At 70.0% G+C, this 18,859-nt stretch carries 11 protein-coding genes; 5 read left to right on the top strand and 6 right to left on the bottom strand.

The window, feature by feature from the left end; all coding sequences use genetic code 11:
* The first annotated feature begins 4,948 nt into the window (after window positions 1-4,948).
* Together B2K11_RS01825 and B2K11_RS01820 are read left to right on the top strand one after the other, a co-directional pair.
* Window positions 4,949-6,490, top strand: coding sequence for a ParA family protein (locus B2K11_RS01825; protein WP_163616117.1), 1,542 nt, complete (start codon window positions 4,949-4,951; stop codon window positions 6,488-6,490).
* The gene (locus B2K11_RS01820; RefSeq protein WP_163616264.1) at window positions 6,490-7,467 is read left to right on the top strand and encodes a ParB/RepB/Spo0J family partition protein; all 978 of its coding nucleotides are present in this window, start codon (window positions 6,490-6,492) and stop codon (window positions 7,465-7,467) included. Before B2K11_RS01825 ends, B2K11_RS01820 begins: the two co-directional genes overlap by 1 nt.
* Before the next feature lie 184 nt (window positions 7,468-7,651).
* On the opposite strand, the gene B2K11_RS01815 is transcribed toward B2K11_RS01820, so the two are convergent.
* Entirely contained in the window at window positions 7,652-8,980 is a 1,329-nt protein-coding gene (locus B2K11_RS01815) for a sigma-70 family RNA polymerase sigma factor (protein WP_163616262.1), read from the bottom strand.
* A gap of 54 nt (window positions 8,981-9,034) precedes the next feature.
* Between B2K11_RS01815 and B2K11_RS01810 the strand changes: the two genes are divergently transcribed.
* Entirely contained in the window at window positions 9,035-9,385 is a 351-nt protein-coding gene (locus B2K11_RS01810; RefSeq protein WP_204259976.1) for a tryptophan synthase subunit alpha, read from the top strand.
* 9 nt (window positions 9,386-9,394) lie between these two features.
* On the opposite strand, the gene B2K11_RS01805 is transcribed toward B2K11_RS01810, so the two are convergent.
* From B2K11_RS01805 to B2K11_RS01785, 5 genes are all read right to left on the bottom strand, one after another.
* Window positions 9,395-9,811, bottom strand: coding sequence for a YciI family protein (locus B2K11_RS01805; RefSeq protein ID WP_163616259.1), 417 nt, complete (start codon window positions 9,809-9,811; stop codon window positions 9,395-9,397).
* Between the two features lie 216 nt (window positions 9,812-10,027).
* The gene (trxA, locus tag B2K11_RS01800; RefSeq protein WP_275575853.1) at window positions 10,028-10,444 is read right to left on the bottom strand and encodes a thioredoxin; all 417 of its coding nucleotides are present in this window, start codon (window positions 10,442-10,444) and stop codon (window positions 10,028-10,030) included.
* Window positions 10,441-11,427, bottom strand: a complete 987-nt coding sequence (gene trxB / locus B2K11_RS01795) for a thioredoxin-disulfide reductase (RefSeq protein WP_163616255.1) — start codon at window positions 11,425-11,427, stop codon at window positions 10,441-10,443. Before trxB ends, trxA begins: the two co-directional genes overlap by 4 nt.
* A gap of 205 nt (window positions 11,428-11,632) precedes the next feature.
* Complete coding sequence (gene murJ / locus B2K11_RS01790; protein WP_163616254.1) at window positions 11,633-13,237, bottom strand: murein biosynthesis integral membrane protein MurJ; 1,605 nt, start codon at window positions 13,235-13,237, stop codon at window positions 11,633-11,635.
* Window positions 13,234-15,639 carry a DUF6049 family protein gene (locus tag B2K11_RS01785; protein WP_163616252.1) on the bottom strand — a complete coding sequence of 802 codons (2,406 nt, stop codon included), beginning with the start codon at window positions 15,637-15,639 and terminating at the stop codon, window positions 13,234-13,236. Before B2K11_RS01785 ends, murJ begins: the two co-directional genes overlap by 4 nt.
* 161 nt (window positions 15,640-15,800) lie before the next feature.
* On the opposite strand from B2K11_RS01785, the gene B2K11_RS01780 reads away from it, so the two are divergent.
* Window positions 15,801-17,381: a methyltransferase gene (locus B2K11_RS01780; RefSeq protein WP_163616250.1), complete on the top strand. Its 1,581-nt coding sequence runs from the start codon at window positions 15,801-15,803 to the stop codon at window positions 17,379-17,381.
* 44 nt (window positions 17,382-17,425) lie between these two features.
* Window positions 17,426-18,853 (top strand): CCA tRNA nucleotidyltransferase, encoded by a 1,428-nt coding sequence (locus B2K11_RS01775; RefSeq protein WP_163616247.1) that lies wholly within the window; start codon window positions 17,426-17,428, stop codon window positions 18,851-18,853.
* Window positions 18,854-18,859: the final 6 nt, after the last annotated feature.

Below are 18,859 nucleotides of genomic sequence, written 5' to 3'. Positions count from 1 at the left end.
TCCGGGATCAGGAAGGCCAAGAGGCTCTGGCCGCAAGTGCTGCGGACTGGCCAATTCCTCGTTCCCCCACCCGCCGGACACCCTCATTTGCCCTGTGTGGAATGGCAGCATCCCGTGTTCACTTCACTCCCCTGCACTGCACTGCAGTGCTTTGGTCAGCTCTGCGGGTTGGATGCCGAACGCTAGTGCTGAGGCTCGAGCTGGACCGCTCAGAACGCCGGAAGTCTGGCGGCGGTCGGAGGGCCCGGTGCGGATGTTTCACGTGAAACGCCGGCGCCCCTGTCCGCCTCACCGATAGCGACGGGTGGTTCACTGTGCTCGCGTATCCGCCGCTGCTGCGTCACCACGACGAAGGGTGCGATTCCGTGTGTTGCGGCCGCAGCATCGCACCGGCCGCTGATTTCACGCGCGACAACGTCATTGAGTCAGGTGTTTCACGTGAAACACCTGACCCGCGCCCGCTGGCGCGAACAGTCGTCCTCGCGGGAGTGGACGCGGAGGCGAGGCGCCTGCCGGACGGCTGCGGCGCCTTGCCCGAGGTGACAGTCCTCGACCACACTTGACCGTGCTGGCTGAATCGTGACGAATATGTCGCGGGACAACGGCCGACAAGTCGACGTACCGGATCCCGCTCGCGGCGCATGTTCACGTGGTGCAGCACCCGAAGTGACGTGGCAGGGCTCGTTCCTGCCGGGCGAAGGGTGACGGCGCCTGCACGGCGGCCGTCTGCCTCGGCGCGGTCGCCGATGTTGGTGAGCCACCGGAGCACACGCTCGCCCTGCTGCTCCACACAAACGGAAGACCAGCCTCGATGCTGTGTGCCGCTCCCTGCCGTCGACGGTTCGCGTGATCCCCATGGGCGAGGTCCTGGGTCGCCTACCCGCCCGCAGTCCTCTCACCTGTTCCGGAACGCCGTGCTCGGAACGCACCCGGGGTGCGTTGTGGGCGTCTCATCAACCGCAACTGCCTCCGCGGCCGAGAAGGCGACCGCATTGACAGATGTTTCACGTGAAACACTCTGAGCGACCGACGGCACCGAGCAGAGTTTGCGCGGCGACGGTTGGACTCATCAGTCAGCGGGGTTTTGGAGACGTAGCGCCTCAGAATGCGCGGATGGGAGGGAGACGGACGCGTGTTGGCGCAGCACTCGCGGATGGTGGCACCGGTCTGGACGTGAGCAGTTCGGAGGCCGGGCGCATTCCCTACCGTCACGCGACTCAAGGGTTCGAGCCGCAAGCGACCGTGACCGGGCAGGTGGGAGACTGTCCCCTTCTGCGGCGGCGCACCGGCCGAGCCGGCTGTCGGGCGACAGGCAGACGGCGCTGACTGGCAACCCATGATCGAGGGCCGTTTGCGCGGCGCGACGGGGGCGAGCGGTCGAGATCGTGTGCAGCCTGGTGATCGTTCGAGCACTGAGGGTTTGGCTGCTACTTCGTTGCTCGTCTGTAGTGTCCCGTTGAGAGAGTCGGCAGACATGTTCCGGCATTCGCTTAGGCGTTTCACGTGAAACACTCCTTCCCGCCCATGCTGCTGATGGGTGCGCGGTATCTGCAGTATTGAGCGTGAGGGCTCTGCGGTTTGGTGCGAGCCGGCGGCCGGTTGCCGGGGGGCGGCGCAGCTCCGATGGGGCGCGTAACGCCGTCTCGGCTGTCGCGAGGCGACACATTCGTCGACGGTGCGCCAACGGCGGGTTGCTTGGAAGGCCGAGGCGCCCGCGATGGCCGGCTGAGGGAATCGCTCTGGGGTCTCATATGACGAAACTGGTCCGCCACAGGGAGCGGTCACCGACGGACCAGCGGGTGCGACCGTGGGTCGGCGAGGCCTTGACGTCGCGGCGGACCAGCGTCTGTTGGCGAATCGCCGCGGCTCGCAGTACTCGCGGGCGCGTCGTCAGCCCGTTCGGGGCAAGCGCGGCAGGCAGCGCGCGGCGGGAGGCACCGACCCCCGGATGACGGCGGGAGCCGGTCGCAGCCTTCCTTGGGCGGTCGTGGCAGCTCCGTGATCGGGTGAGAGGATCCTCCCCCGATGAGCGCGGTCGCGTGCTACGCCTCGAGCTCGTGGGAGGGTATTGCCGCGCACCACAGCGGCGACCGCCAGCCGGTCCCGCTACGCCACGCGTACGCGAACGGGTGCTCGAAACAGCATCCGACCGATCGCACCGTGACGGCTGGTCCGGCGGTTCCGCTGGGCACGGACTTCGTTGGCGATCACAACTGCGGGCTGATAGTCGATAGGCCTCGCTGCGAGATGTTTCACGTGAAACGCCCTGCGCGCGCGGGCGGGCTGATCCGATGGCGCGCGTGAGGTCGATGGCGCCTTGGACGAAAGCCAACCAGGGCGGCTACGCGGCGGCCATGACTGGACGCCCCGTGGTCCACCACCGCCGCCTCCAGGCGATGGCGGTAGGCCCGACGACGCAATCTTGGCCGAGATTCCGGGGACGGAGCCGGTGGCTGCCAGCGCGGGACAGCGATCGCGTTTCGGTCTCGAGGTGAAAATGGGCGCCGGGGGGCACTGAGGGGTGGCGGCACGTCGGTGGCGCTCCAGGCGAGTCGCGGATCGAGCGGCGCCTGTACGCGCGTCAACATGTTCGTATGACCACAGGTGGCGGCCTTCAAGATGTTTTGGCTTATCCAGGGCTCGACGTGTAGGCGGGCGGGACGAGGGCTGGATGGGGCCGGACCTCGTCCCACCGCCGAAAGTTTCACGTGAAACAAGCTCACTAGTGGAGTGGTGAGGGAACGTGTGAGGCGGTTTGGTCGGCGGTCCCATGCCGACCCGCGGCGAGCCGGCGCTGTGATGCGCCGGCCCTCCGTCTGCGGCTGAAGGTTCTCAGGTGAACTGCGCTTCGAGGAACTAGACCGGTGGGTGGCAGGTGCGGTGGTCCTCTGGCCCCGCTTGGACCATTACGCCCCGGAACATGGTCGATAGTGCCGAGACGGGCGCGACTGGCGGGACACGCAAGCTGCGGTGGTTGGCGCGGAGGGCGTATGGCGCACCCTGCCGACGGGTGCTAGCCGGCAGCTAGGGGCGGGATGGGGGCCGCGAGCCCAATGTCTCACGTGAAACACACGGGCTCGACGGTGACAGTTGGCTGATGGGTGCCCGTGGTCGCTTCGTGGGTGTGCTTTAGGAACTGTGGGAAGGGTGGCGAATGGGCGGGTGCGGCGGCGACTGGAGTGTAGCGAGGCACCGGTGCCGCCATCACGGTGGCGGTGGGCAAACGGTCCGCCGCTGCGACTCGGGTGGCGCGGTGACTCAGTGGTCGCGCCGGGGGTTGTTGACCGCGACTGGCTTCACGACGCTCCGTTTTCGCCGAGAAGTGCTGAAAGATCGTGGCATTCGCCTTGGTATCCGCCTTCCCTGGGGCGACCGTGCCACCGTTCGCCGACGTCGCCCGCGACCCGACGACTTCGGCGTGAGCATCGGTGTCCCCCACCCAGGGGATGAGGTCGGCCGGGGTGTTGCCATGACATCGTCTTGGGTGCGGCGCGCTCTTGTAGCAGGGGCCGGTTTCGGTGACTCTGGCCGACACTCGCATGAATAGCCGGGAAGTGCGCTCTCGGCGCCTTGACGGACGGCGCGCGCGGTGAGTGTCCGCAGTTTCTTGAACGGTGTGGCGAAGCGGTTGCCGACTACGCGGCGCGTGGGTCGCATGTTTCACGTGAAACACAAACTCCGCGATGGTGACCGATCGGGGTTGCAGTGTAGGTGTCATGGCTGCGCCGGGCCGTTGCGAACGGGTGCGCCGGAACGCAGGACCGCCACCGCGGCCGCTGTCGGCATGAGATGAGGCGCCGGCGTCCGTGTGCGGGAACGAAGCTCACCCGAAGGGCAGTGCCACTCCGGTGTGCGAAGCGATGCCCGAGCGAGGTCGTACCCCGTCACGGAGGCGTGAGTTCGGGGCGCCGTGAAGTGCGCGAGCGCTGCCGCTGTTGGTCGGGCGCTTTCGGAACGCGGTGGACGACCGACGATCGGAGCCTGTTGCCGCCCCACCGGTGTGGATGGGCGACCTGATGCAAGCATCATCGCAAGGCGAGGCGCACGGGGTTGGGGGTCATCGGGCGCTCTGCTGCAAGCGTGACTATGCGGCAGGGTGGCTGGACCGGCGGCTCGAGGGCCAGACGATCATTCCTGTGGGCCGAACGGTGGAGGCGGCGTACGGACGACGTGAACTCGAGGCAACGCCGCGCATTCTCTTGACTCCCGCGGAGGACCAGGTGGGAGAGGAAGATGCCCCGCCGAGTGCTGGAGCCCTGGCACAGTCGCGCAGACTCATCTGTGTGCAGACCCGCGGGGGTCGACTGAGGTCATCGGACGCCCGCAGGTCACGTGGGCCGCGATGCGGCTGCTACCACGACGGCGGGGACTGCCTGAGTGAGCGTCGAACGGGCTTCCTCGGTGCTCTCGCGAAGTCGAGCCCACACCTGCAATGGGCCGTGGGGCCGAGCCGTGCGTGGCCCCCTGCATGCCCTTCCCATGGGCCAGGCCACGGACGACGGACTCCACCCGCCGTCTCACGGGCCAAAGCCTGGAGCACCCGGGTCGGCAGTGCGATGTTTCACGTGAAACGCAGTGTGCAACAAGCACCTCGGGCTTTGAATATCGCGGCCGAGGGACGCGCAACCCCTGCAGACGACCTCGTCCTCCGCAGCAGAACGGGCGTCGAGACGGCACGAGGGAGCGAGTTTCGAGACGCTGATGGTCTCCGTGCCCTCGTCGAAGTCGTGGCGTCGCCGCTTCTGCCACAATCGGCACTCGGGCTTCCCTTGAAGCGGCGGGTTAGCGCCGCCGACGTGGTCAGGCGATGTTGACTAGAGGCGATAGCAGGCCCGCCCGCAACGGTAAGGAACGCATGAATAACTGGCTCCGACGGCTGGGGATGGGGGGAAGGCGGGATAAGGTGGAAGGCGATGTTGAGCGGCTCGCGCAAAGGGGAGAGTTTCACGTGAAACAACCCGACGAGACCGAGGCTCAGGCATCCCTCTCGTCCGATCGCCCGCTCACCGCGCTGGCGACAGAGTCGCCGTCAGCTTCCGCGGACGACAGCGTCGAAGCTCCACCCGAGGCATCCGGCGCACCCCAGTCGGCAGTTCCTGCGGACACCGCGTCGCCGGACGCAGCCCCGCCCCATATGGATGACGGGGCCCCCGACATCGCCGACGCGTCCGCTGGACACATCCAGGAAGAGGACGAGGGCATCGCACCTGACGAGCGGGTCGCACCGAGCGAGGACGTCACGCCGAGCGAGGACGTCACGCCGAGCGAGGACGTCACGCCGAGCGAGGACGTCACGCCGAGCGAGGACGTCACGCCGAGCGAGGACGTCACGCCGAGCGAGGACCTCACGCCCAACGAGGACCTCACGCCCAACGAGGACCTCACGCCCAGCGCCGACATCGCACCGGCAGAGGTGCAGGCGGGCACGACGGACAGCGACGCCGATGTCGCGGCCGACGATTACGCTGGTCCGGCACCCGACGCATCACCCGACGCATCACCCGACGTCACTCCCGTCGTCGCCTCGGACGAGAGCACTACCGCCACGCAGGAAGAGGACTCCCCCATCGCGCAGCACCACGGCGTCACCATCGGGCAGGAAGTGGACGACTCGCCGATCGCCCGGGAGCTCGCAGACCTGACGGCGCGCCGTAAGGCGCTCGAAGAAGCCGAGGTTCAGCTCACCGGCCGTACGCGCGTGCTGACGGTCTCGAATCAGAAGGGCGGCGTCGGGAAGACGACCACGACGGTCAACCTGGCGGCCGCCCTCACTGAGCGGGGCGCCCGCGTCCTCGTGATCGATCTGGATCCGCAGGGCAACGCCTCGACGGCTCTCGGGGTCCCGCACACCTCCGACATCCCGAGTGTGTACGACGTACTCATCGACGAATTCCCCCTCGCCGACATCATCCAGGTCAGCCCGGAGTCCCCCAACCTGCTGTGCGCGCCGAGCACCATCCACCTCGCCGGCGCCGAGATCGAGCTGGTGTCGCAGGTCGCGCGCGAGCACCGGCTGCGCGTCGCTGTGGACGACTACCTCGCGAAGCACGAAGGGCAGCTGGACTTCATCCTGATCGACTGCCCACCCTCGCTCGGTCTGCTCACGATCAACGCCTTCACCGCTGCCACCGAACTGCTGATCCCCATCCAGTGCGAGTATTACGCGCTCGAAGGACTGAGCCAACTGCTCGGCACCGTGCGCATGATCCAGAAGCACCTCAACCCGCGGCTGCAGCTGTCGACCATCATGCTGACGATGTATGACGGTCGCACGCGTCTTGCGCAGCAGGTCGCCGACGAGGTGCGCGAGCACTTCCCCAAGGAGGTGCTCGACACCATCATTCCCCGGTCTGTGCGCGTCTCTGAGGCGCCGAGCTTCGGCCAGTCGGTTCTCGCCTACGATGGACAGTCGGCCGGCGCCATCGCCTACCGCGAAGCGGCTGTCGAGATGATCCGGCGCGACAGCGCCTCGAATGAAAGGGGCGTCTGATGGCTGCGAAGCGCACAGGGCTCGGCCGCGGAATCGGCGCATTGATCCCGACGAACGAGCAGGCTGACGACCGCCCGGCCGATGTCTTCTTCCCCCGCGCTGTCGCGGTCGATGAAGCCCCGTCGGTCGAAGCGGCCACCGCCGACGTCCAGGAGAACCTGGTCGAGGTTCCCGGCGCGCGGCTCGCGCACATCGACCCGCACGACATCGTTCCCAACCCGCGCCAGCCGCGCTCCAACTTCGACCACGAGCACTTCGCCGAGCTCGTGCACAGCGTGCGCGAATTCGGCGTGCTGCAACCGGTCGTGGTTCGCACCAACGAGAAGGGCGAGTACGAGCTCATCATGGGTGAGCGCCGTACGCGCGCCGCCCGAGAAGCCGGGCTCACCTCGATCCCGGCCGTCGTCCGCGACACCGCCGATGAGCACCTCCTCCGCGACGCCCTCCTCGAGAACCTTCATCGCTCCGAGCTCAACCCGCTCGAAGAGGCGTCGGCGTACCAGCAGCTGCTCGAGGACTTCGGCATCACCCAGGAAGAGCTCGCGACGCGCATCGGCCGTTCGCGGCCGCAGATCAGCAACACGATCCGGCTGCTGAAGCTGCCGGTGCCGGTGCAGCAGCGCGTCGCCGCCGGTGTGCTGACGGCCGGCCACGCCCGCGCGATCCTCTCTCTCGAGGACGCCACGGCGATGCAGCGCCTCGCCGACAAGATCGTCAACGAGGACCTGTCGGTGCGTGCCGCGGAGGCTGCGGCGAAGCTTCCGGATGCCTCACCCACCCGTGCCGCGAAACCACAGGCGGGCTCGCGCCGCGCTCACCTCGACGAGGTCGCCGAGAGGCTCGGCGATCGCCTCAACACCCGCGTGAAGATCTCACTCACGGCAAGAAAAGGCCAGGTTGCGATCGATTTCGCAAGCATCGAGGATCTCAATCGAATCCTGGGCGAGCTGGGAGAGACCGGCTACGGCCCGGCGTGATGCCGGGGCCCTTCCCTCCTGCCGGGCACTCGTCTCCGGCTCCCCGCGCTGACACCGGCCGGCTCGCCGCGGTGGGCCGTGCGCCCTTCGCGAAGTTCGCTCCGCAGGCGCAGCTGAACGTGATCGGCCCGGCGCGGAGCTGACACGGCTCCCGCCCCGGACGACCGGTCGGGGTAACCGTGCGTCAGCGGCGGGGCTGGGTGCGCCGCGGCGCGGAAGACTTCGCCTGCGCCGCACGACGCCGGAGGAGCGCCGTCTCGGCGTCGTTGCCGGGAAGCGCGGCGGCCTCGAGGAACGCGGCGGCCGCGGCATCCGTGTCTCCGAGGCGTTCGAGCAGCTCGGCCCGGACGGCGGGCAGCGGTCGGAAGCCCGACAGCTCCGTCTCGAGCGACTCCACCTCGACGAGCGCCTCCGCGGGGCCTTCCGCCATCGACAGGGCGACGGCGCGGTTGAGGCGGACCACGGCGGAAGGAGCGAGCGCGGCGAGCGCGTCGTAGAGCCCGAGTATCCGCTGCCAGTCGGTCTCGGCGAAGGTGGGAGCCACCGCATGGCACTGTGCGATAGCCGCCTGCAGTCCGTAGTAGCCGATGCCTCGGCCGACAGAGGGGCGCTCGGCACCGGATCCCGCGAGGGTTCCTGCCACGGGTACTGCCCGCGCGATTGCCTCGCTGCCGCGGGCGATCGCCGAACGATCCCACCGGCGGCGGTCCTGCTGCTCGAGCGTCAGCGGCAGCCCTTCGGCGTCGATGCGCGCGGCGAATCGCGACGACTGGAACTCCATCAGCGCGATCAGCGACCAGACCTCGGCTTCCCGTGGCATCAGCGAGGCAAGCTGCCGGCCGAGGCGCACCGCTTCGCGTGCGACGTCGGGGCGCACGAGCCCCTCCCCCTCCGTGGCGGAGTAGCCCTCGGTGAAGAGCAGGTAGATCACCTGCAGGACGCTCGCGAGCCGAGCCGGCCGCTCGGCGCGATCGGGCACCTCGAAAGGCACGCCTTCGGCCGCGAGCGCGCGCTTGGCGCGGACGATCCGCTGCTGCACCGTCGGCACGGTCATGAGCAGCGCGCGCGCGATCTGCTCGGTGGTGAGGCCGGCGACGGTTCGCAGCGTGAGGGCGAGTCGAGCCTGTGCGGGAAGCACCGGGTGACACGCGACGAACACGAGACGCAGGACGTCGTCGTCGATGTGGTCGGGATCCGCCTCATCGGGCACGGTGTCCACAGACTCGGCGCGGAGCGCTTCCGAGATGAACAGCGGCTCGCGCTGAGCCATCCGCTCGCGCCGCCGCCATCCGTCGATGGCGCGCCGCTTCGCCACGGACATGAGCCAGGCGCCCGGATTGTCAGGGATGCCGCCCGCCGGCCACGTCGCCAGGGCTTCGACCAGCGCTTCCTGGGCCAAGTCCTCAGCCCACGCGAAATCTCCGGTGTGGCGCGTGAGTGCCGAGACGATGCGCGCGGACTCCTCGCGCCACACCGCCTCCACGGCGCGCTGAGCGTGCCCGTCGGAGGTCATGCTCTCAGCGTAAAGGGGCTGACCCGCGGTGTCGGAATCGCGTCGTACCCTGGACTGGTGGCAAACGAGGAGCACACCCTGCGACGGAGAGCGAGCCTGGAACTGCTGCGCGCAGAGGCCGCAGATGAACTCTCGGTGCTCGTGCACGAGCGGCTGCGAGCCGGCGAAGACCCGTGGGAATTCATGGAGGACCTGCCGACGGTCGATGAACTGGTCGTGTACCTCCTCCGCGCCGAGAACATCGCCGAGGACGGCGGGTCGCGGCCGAGCGCGAGCCGTCACTATCGCGTCCTGCGGCAGATCGCGCTCGAATATCCGCCGCTCACACGTGCCGTGTGGTCGCTGCTCGGCGACGCGAACACGCACCGCCGGTGGGATCCGACGGTGCGTGCCGAAGCGAGCTGAGCCTCGAGGTCAGGCGTTGGCGGCGCGCCACTCCTGCTCCTTGGCGACCCACTCGTCGCTCTGGTCGAAGTCGCTGAGGTCGTTCACCCGCCGCACCTCGAGCGCCGTGCCCGGCCCGAGGGGGCACTTGCGAGCCCAATGCTCGGCCTCCTCGCGCGAGGCGACCTCGATGATCCAGAAACCGGTGAACACCTCCCGCGCTTCGGCGAACGGTCCGTCCGTCACGGCCGGCGGTGCGGAATCGAAGTCGACGCGGAACCCTTCCGCGGCATCGGACAAGCCCTCGGCACTGAGGAACACCCCCGCCTTCTGCAGTTCCTCGTTGTAGGCGCCCATGGCGGCGTAGGCCTCCGCCATGTCGTAGGTCTCGGGGTCGAACGCGGCGGCCGCCTCGGCACCGACCTGCATGATGAGCATGTAACGCATGAGGTTTCCCTTCCGTCGGGGCTGGTCCCCGGATGCGGGGCCCGAGTGGCCCCTTCACTCTGTGCGTCGAACAAGCCTCGCCCAGATCGACACCCGGCGGCAAGACAGCCGAGAAGATCTTCGATGCCCGAAGCGGCATATTTGAAGAAATCCCGATCAGAAGGCGAAAACCCCACCGGCAGAGCCGGCGGGGTTTTCGTGAGGAACGGGAAGCGCTCAGCCGATGTACGCGGCGAGGTCCTTCTCGAGGGCGAACTTCGGCTTCGCGCCGATGATGGTCGTCTCGACCGCACCCTTGTTGAACACCTTCATCGCGGGGATGGAGGTGATCTGGTACTTCATCGCGAGGTCGGGATTCTCGTCGACGTTGAGCTTCAGGATGGTGATCTTGTCGGGGTGCTCCGACTGGATCTGGTCGAGGACGGGCGAGACCATGCGACACGGGCCGCACCACTCCGCCCAGAAGTCCACGAGCACCGGACCCTCGGCCTGGAGCACGTCCTGCTCGAACGTGGCAGAGGTCGTCGCCTTGGCGGTCATCTGATTTCTCCTTCGATGGAAGTCTGTCGATTGGGTTGAACAGCGCTGGTCGCGCGATTGTTCCCGGGCGTGTAGCCACGCCCGCGGCGTCAGACCGTGCTGACCTCTGGCAGGCCGGCGATCTGGTCACCTGCGGCATCCGGCTCGCCCGCCTCACCGAGTCCGGCGAGGTAGTGCTCGAGGTCGAGCGCCGCGACCGTACCGCTGCCGGCGGCGGTGACCGCCTGGCGGTAGGTGGGGTCGATCACGTCACCCGCGGCGAACACGCCGGGCACCGAGGTGCGTGAGGAGCGGCCATCGACCCAGACCGTGCCCTCGGGCGTGAGGTCGAGCTTGTGGTGCACCAGGTGCGTGCGCGGGTCGTAGCCGATGGCGACGAACACGCCGTCCAGCGGCAGCTCGCGCGTCGAGCCGTCGACGGTGTCCTGCAGCACGATGCCGGTGACGGCGTCCTCGCCGAGGATGTCGACGACCTCGCTGTTCCAGACGAACTCGATCTTCTCGTTCTTGAACGCGCGGTCCTGCATGATCTTCGAGGCGCGCAGCTCGTCGCGGCGGTGGATGACGTACACCTTCGACGCGAACTTGGTGAGGAACGTGGCCTCCTCCATCGCCGAGTCGCCGCCGCCGACGACGGCGATCACGCGCTCACGGAAGAAGAACCCGTCGCAGGTCGCGCAGTACGACACGCCGCGACCGGACAGCCGGGATTCGCCCTCGATGCCGATCTTGCGCGGTGCGGAACCGGTGGCGAAGATGACTGCGTCGGCCTCGTGGCTGCCGCCGCTGCCGAGGGTGATCTTCTTGACCGGGCCGTCGATGTCGAGCTCGACGACGTCGTCGTAGAGCACCTCGGCGCCGAATCGCTCCGCCTGCTCCTGCATCTTGGCCATCAGGTCGGGGCCCATGATCGCCTCGGGGAACCCGGGGAAGTTCTCGACCTCGGTGGTGTTCATCAGCTCGCCGCCGGCCTCGACCGAACTCGCCACGACGAGCGGGTTCAGGTTCGCGCGCGCGGCATAGATCGCCGCCGTATAACCCGCGGGACCCGATCCGATGATGATGACCTGACGCACGTGCGCACCATTCCTTTCCTGGGAGGCTCGCGGCGCTCCTCGTGAAGCTCGCCAAGCGCGTCGCGACAGACGCGCAGGCTACGGATGCCTCAACACATGGTAACCGCGCGGCATTCCGTCCCCCGTCCCCTTGCGGGCGCGGCGATCGGCCCGTAAGGCGGTCCCAGCGGGCGTCGACCCTGCCAGCCCAACGGAGAAGCGACCGTCAGCGGCGACCGGGCAGGAAGCGCCGCACGAGGCCCATCGCCACCGAGAGCTCCGGCGCGCGCAGGAGCGCCAGGAACCCGACGTACACGGCGATCGCCACCGTGCCGATGACGGCGGCGCCCAGGGCTCCGAGCAGCGGGGTCGACGCCGTCCAGCCGTCTGCGCCGCCGAACCACAGGAACACGGCCCAACCCGCCGCCGCGGCGGGAACCGCGGCGAGGACGAAGCGCGCGAGCGACAGCATCCATGATCCGATGGCGAGGCTGCCCAGCCGCCGTTGGAGCAGCCACGTCGCGAGGATCACCTGCACGATGCTCGCCAACGACTGGCCGAGCGCGACGCCCGCGGCGAGGAAGTCCGCCGTGAGGAGAGCCTGGGCGACGAGCGCCGTCGCCACGACGATGGCGCACTGCACCAGCGTGAAGAAGAACGGAGTGCGGGTGTCGTTGTAGGCGTAGAAGCTCCGCTGGATCACGAACAGCACGGCCAGCGGTATCAGCCCGACGAGGAAGGCGAGGAGCACCCACGCGGCGGCGACAGCCTCCGATGCGGAGTTGGTGAAGATGCGCGAGGCCGGAACGGCCGCTGCGGCCAGAGCGAAGGCCGCGATAACGATGAACACGCCGAGCGTGCGGATGCTGCGGCCGATGTCGGCACGGACGTCATCGTCGCGTCCTGCCGATGCGTGCTCGCTCAGCTGCGTGAAGTAGGGGGTTCCGATCGACAGCACGATGATCGAGTACGGGAGCATGAAGAGCAGCCAGGCGTTCGCCGAGGCGGCAGCCGCAGGCCCCTCGCCGGACGCCGGGGAGAGTACCCGGGACTGCACGAGTCCGGCGAGCTGACCTGCGACGACCATGAGGAACGTCCACCCCGCGAGCTTCGCGATGTGGTTGAGGCCCACGCCGCGCCAGCGGAAGTCGGGGCGCACGTGCAGTCCGGTGCGCCGCCAGAAGAACAGCAGGATCGCGGCCTGCACGATGATGCCGAGCGTCGCCGTGCCGGCGAGGAGGGCGATCATGTCGGGCGTCCAGCCGACGGGGTCGGTGACGGGTCCGCCGAAAAGCAGGATGAAGCCGACGAAGCCGGCGATCGACACGACGTTGTTGACGATCGGGGCCCAGGTGAAGGGGCCGTAGACACGCCTCGCGTTGAGCGCCTCACCGACCAGCGCGTACAGCCCGTAGAAGAAGATCTGCGGCAGGCACCAGTACGCGAACGTCGTCGTGAGGGCGAGCTGCTCGGGCGTGTAGTCCGGGGCGTACAGCTGCACCAGCCACGGCGCGGCGAGCGTCGCGAGCAGGGTCGTCGCCAGGAGCACGACGGTTCCGAGCGTGAACACCTTCGAGATGAAGGCGCGACCGCCATCCTGGTGCGAGCTCGCCTTCACGATCTGCGGCACGATCACCGCCGTGAGCAGACCGGTGGAGATGATGGCGTAGATGTTGTTGGGGAGCTGGTTGGCGGTGCTGAAGGCGTCGCCGGCGCGGCTGCCCACCGAGCCCACGGCCGCGACGAGCACGACGGCGCGCAGGAATCCGGTGAGTCGGGAGACGATCGTGCCGGCGCCGATGAGAACGCTCGCGCGCCCGATGCCGCTCATCGGTGCCGCTCGTCGCTCGAGGCGGGGTCGGCAGCGGCTTCCCCCTCGGCTGGAACCACGCGGTCTGCAGGACTCTCGTCGCCCGCAGTCCGACCGTTCACCGGAGCCTCACCGTCGGCCGCAGCCCCGCCGACTGCAGAACCCGAGTCCAAGTCCGAGCCCGCACCCGACCCAGAGTCCGCACCCGACCCTGAGTCCGCACCCTCGCCCGAGCCATCACCCGCACGCGGACCTTCGCCCGAGCCCGGGCCGGCGGCATCCGTCCCCCGTCGCCGCCGGCGCATGCGCAGCACGGTGCGCACGATGCCGATCGCGAGGAGGATGCCGACGAGCACGGCGAGGGCCGCGAGGCCGGCGGTCTCCCAGTCGGCGTACACGTTGATCTCGACGGACTCCGGCTCGCCGATCGCCACGAAGGCGGGGCTGCGCAGCTGGAGGCTGAGGGTGACGTCGCCGCGGCCGACCCTGGCCTGCACCGGCACCTCGACGCGCGTGTTGCTCGACGGCGTCGCGACGACGGGGGTCTCGCCCTGGACGTCGAGGCGGAGGTTGTCGCGGGTCGTGTAGAGCACGAGGTTGACGGGGTAGGGCAGGTCGTTGCGCACCCAGAACCGCAGCGCGGCGTTCGACCCGTACAGGTCGCTCGGGCTGGTCGGCAGCAGCGCGACGGAGCCGAGGGCGTCGACGGTCTCGGCGCGGTGCTCGGCGATCGTGGCGGGCCACGTGTCGTCGCCGATCCACGCGACGCCGAGCAACTGCAGGATCTCGGCACGCTCGGGGCCGGTGAGCAGCGGCGGCTGGTCGAGGATCGTCGCGAACCGGGCGAGCTCGCCTTCCCCGCCGATGAGAGCGGATGCCGCCGCCGCCCGCTCCGCAGAGGCCTCGGTGCCCGCGAGCTCGACTTCCCGCGCCTCGCCGGCAGCCATCGCGGGAAGGGCGCGGGGAGTGACGTTCGGCGCGGACACGGCGGCCGAGATGGCCGCCGCCAGTCCGAACGCCGGGCGTCCGTCACCGCGCCCGACCGTCACGAGGAGCGGGCCGTCGGCGTCGGCTGCGGCGAAGGCGAGGTACGCGGTGGCGGTCGTGAGCGGCGCACCGCGGAGCCAGGGCTCGTCGCTCCGCGACGCCTCGTCGAGGGCCGACGAGACGTCGCTGTCGTACACGAGCACCTCGGCGTCACCGACGAGACCGCGGGCTGAGACGGAGCGGCCGGCGGCTCCGGCCTTCGTTGTCGAGGACGGGACGATCGTCGCCGCAGACGCTCCCTCGGTGCCGAGCTCTCCGAGGCGCGAGACGATGTCGGCGTCGGCGGTGCCGTCGGCCGGCCAGAAGACCGCCGGGCGTGTGGCCGGGCCGACCGCGAGGAGCGTGTCGGTGCTCGGCAGCGAGTCGGACGGCTGCGGCGTCGGTGTGGGCGTCGGTGTCGGCGTGCCGGAGGCGGTGGGTACGGGTGTCGTGGTCGGCGTGGGCGTCGGGGCGGTGAAGTCCGACGGCGACATGTAGGCGATGAACGACGTCGGCGCGAGCGGCTGGGGCGCTCCGGCCTGCAGCTGCGCGGTGACGTCTGCATCGCCGAACTGCAGCGCGAAGCGCGAGTTCTGGAGGCTCTCGAGGCGGGCGAGCCAATCGAGCGCCGATGTGGGCGCCGACATGCCGAGCACCCGGATCGCGGCCGGCACGGCAGGGTCGACCGCGAGAATCGCGCCGGTGTCGGCGACGGCGTCGAGCTGGGTGGTCAGATCGCCGTCGGGCGCCGTGAGCACGGCGAGCTCCTCCGAGGTGAGCAGCCCTTCGCTCAGCGCGCCCGCGGTGATCGGCACGATCACCCCGATGCCGACGTCGGCGGCGTCGTCAGGAGGCACGATCATCGCGCTCGTGGCGGTCACCGTACCGCCGTCGCCTTCGTACGACGCGGCGAGCGGATACACCCCGGGCGCGCGACCCGCGAGGACCGGGTCGGCTGACGCGATCGTCATGCCTTGTCGTTCGGCCGAACCCGGCTCCACCGCGCCCAAGGTCTCCGTGGCGACCTGGTCGAGCGCCGCCGGTGCGTCCGCCTGGTCGAGCCAGTCGCCGAGCGCGTCGCGGTCGGCGAGCGGGGTGCGGCCGAGTGACAGCGTCACGGTCAATGGGGCGGTGGCGGCGTCCGTGCCGTTCTGCAGCGAGAGGGTGACGCTCAGCGGATCGCCGGGGCGCACGATGCCGTTGGCGAGCGGCGACAGCGTGAACACGGTGGTGCCGGCGGGAATCGTCGAGGTCGGGCTGGGTGAGGGCTGGGGGCTTGCCGCCATGGCGCCGCCGGGCACGAGGAGCCCCGCAAGCACCGCAACGGCCGCGACGGCGGCGGTCACGAAACGCGGGGCGCGGCGCACGGGGCGCTGCGGGGCTCGCGGTGGGGTCACGATGATCCTGTCGGGGGGTTCGCTCCTGTGCGATGGCCTGACCGCACGATCGAGTGCGATTCTACGGTCCGCGCCTCGGAGCCCGCCCGACGCCGCCCCGCGCGCGTCGCCTGCGAACGTGCCTGGCGCCGCGTTTGGGCGCGGCGCGGTTGAATGGACCCGTGCTTCCCGAACCGGATCCAGCCCTCTGCCGTGACCTCGCCGACGATCTCCGTGACGCCGGTTTCACCGCCGAGGCGCTGCGCGACGCGTGGGGCGCGGCTGCCGACGACGCCATCGCCCGCGGTCTGCGAACGCCCGCCGCGCGCGCGCTCGGCGACCGCGGCGACGCCCTCGCCGTGCTGGGCAGGCTTCTCGTGCTCGGGATGCCGCAGGCTGCGGCATCCGTCGATGAAGCGCTCGTCCGCGCCGGCGCGGAGGGACTCGCGCGCCTGGGCCTGGCGACCGTCGCCGACGCCGGCGCCGCGGCCGCCGAGGGCAGCGCCGCAGAAGACAGCGCGGCGACCACGGGGACGAGCGTGCGGCCGCTCGCGGTGGTACGTCCGCAGTCGTACACGGATGCGTCCGGAACCGGACAGTGGTGGATCGCGAGCGACCTCGACGAGGCCGCGCTCGGCGGGCCGCTGCCCGAGGACCACGTTCTCGGCGTCGGCGGCGCGTCGCTGACGCTCGCCGGGCTGCAGCTGCCGACGCCCGCCCGCCACGGGCTCGACATCGGCGCGGGATGCGGCATCCAGGCGCTCCGCGCCCGCGCGCAGGTGGACCACGTCGTGGCCACCGACATCTCGCCGCGCGCCCTCGGCTTCACCCGGCTGAACGCGCTGCTCAACGGCATCGACGGCATCGAGGTGCGGCTCGGGAGTCTCTTCGAACCCGTCACCGGCGAGCAGTTCGACCGGATCGTGTCGAACCCGCCGTTCGTGATCACGCCGCGCGTCGCCGACGTGCCGGCCTACGAGTACCGCGACGGCGGCATGGTCGGCGACGACGTCGTGGCGGCGTTCGTCACGGGCGTCGGCGCGCATCTCGCCCCCGGCGGAACCGCGCAGCTGCTCGGCAACTGGGAGACCCGTGACGGCGTTCCCGGGCTGGAGCGCGTGCGGGACTGGGTCGCATCGTCGCCGGTGCCGCTGGACGCGTGGGTGGTGGAGCGCGAGAGCCTCGACCCGCTGTCGTACGCCGAGCTGTGGGTGCGCGACGGCGGCACGCTGCCGGGCGGGCCCGGCTTCGCGCGGCTGGTCGACGCGTGGCTCGACGACTTCGGCGCGCGCGGCGTGACCGAGATCGGGTTCGGCTACCTGCTGCTGCGGCGTCCGGTGTCGGGCGCGCCCACCTTGGCGCGGTACGAGACGCTCCACACCGCCCTCGCCGGCGACAGCATCGGCGCCCACCTGGCGGCGGCCCTCGACGCCCACGACCGCCTGGCGGGGGTCGACGACGCGGGGCTCGCGGCATCCGTCTTCCATGTCGCCCACGACGTCACCGAAGCCCGGCACCACCTGCCCGGGGCCGAGGACCCGACCGTCATCGAACTGCGACAGGGTGGCGGGTTCGGGCGTGCGCTGAGCGTCGACCCCGGGCTCGCAGCGCTCGTCGGCGCGTGCGACGGCGATCTGCCGATCGGTGCGCTCGTCGATGCGATCGCCGAGCTGTTGGAAGTCGACCCCGCTGCGCTGCGCGCCGACCTTCTTCCCCGCGTCCGGGAGCTGGCTTTCACCGGATTCCTGCGGCTCGCGGCGTGACGTGCGCGGCTGGCGCAGCCTGGACCCTCGGTAGGCTGGAGCCCATGCTCAACATGGCCGAGGGCGTCGCGCGCCTCGGCGCGCTCGCCGAGTCCCCCGTCGTCGCCACGCTCGCGCGTGCCTTCTCCGACGCCGGCTTCGACCTCGCGATCGTGGGCGGCCCCGTCCGCGACGCGCTGCTCGGCCGCCGCACCAACGACCTCGACTTCACGACCGATGCCCGCCCCGACGACATCCTGAAGATCGTGAAGCCCATCTCCTCGGCGCAGTGGGACATCGGGCGGGCGTTCGGCACCATCGGCGCCCGTGTCCGCGGCGAGCAGGTCGAGATCACGACGTACCGCGCCGACAGCTACGACGGCGTGACCCGCAAGCCGACGGTCGAGTTCGGCGACACCATCGAGGGCGACCTCGCGCGCCGCGACTTCACCGTCAACGCCATGGCGCTGCGGGTGCCGGGGCAGACCCTGGTCGACCCGACCGGCGGCGTCGAAGACCTGGTGCACGGCATCCTCCGCACTCCTGCCGACCCGGCGGTCAGCTTCGGCGACGACCCGCTGCGCATGCTGCGGGCCGCGCGCTTCGCGTCGCAGCTCGGCTTCGCCGTCGACTCCGCCACCGAGGCCGCGATGGCGGAGCTGCGCCAGACCCTCGAGATCGTGAGCCCCGAGCGCATCCAAGCTGAGCTCGTCAAGCTGCTGGCGACGGACGACCCGGTGCGCGGCATCCGTCTGCTCGTCGAGACCGGGCTGATCGGCGAGTTCCTTCCCGAGATCCCGGCGCTGCAGCTCGAGGTCGACGAGCACCACCACCACAAGGACGTCTACGAGCACTCGCTCACCGTGCTGCGCCAGGCGATCGATCTCGAGAAGAAGCGCAATCCGGATGCCGCCCCCGACGTGCCGCTGCGGCTCGCGGCGCTGCTGCACGATATCGGCAAACCGGCGACGCGGCGGCTCGAGCCGGGCGGCGGCGTGACGTTCTACCACCACGACATCAAGGGCGCGCGCCTCGCCCGCAAGAGGCTGCAGGAGCTGCGCTTCGACTCCGCCACCATCGCGACCGTGACGCGGCTGATCGAGCTGCACCTGCGCTTCTTCGGGTACTCCGAGGGCGCGTGGACCGATTCCGCGGTGCGCCGCTACGTTCGGGATGCCGATGCCGAGCTCGACCGCCTCCACATCCTCACCCGCGCCGACGTGACGACCCGCAACGTCAAGAAGGCCACGCGCCTCGCCCGCGCCTACGACGACATCGAGCGCCGCATCACCGAGCTCGCCGCGCAGGAAGAGCTCGAGGCCATGCGGCCCGAGCTCGACGGCAACCGCATCCAGCAGGTGCTCGGCATCCCGCCGGGCCGCGAGGTCGGCGAGGCGTACCGCTTCCTGCTCGACCTGCGCCTCGACGAAGGAGTGATCGGGCCGGATGCCGCGGAGCAGCGCCTGCGCGAGTGGTGGACCGCGCGCTCCTGAGGAACC

It is taken from the genome of Microbacterium sp. B35-30, from assembly GCF_010634855.1.
Lineage (GTDB): Bacteria > Actinomycetota > Actinomycetes > Actinomycetales > Microbacteriaceae > Microbacterium.
This window is presented reverse-complemented; position numbering and strand designations above follow the sequence as displayed.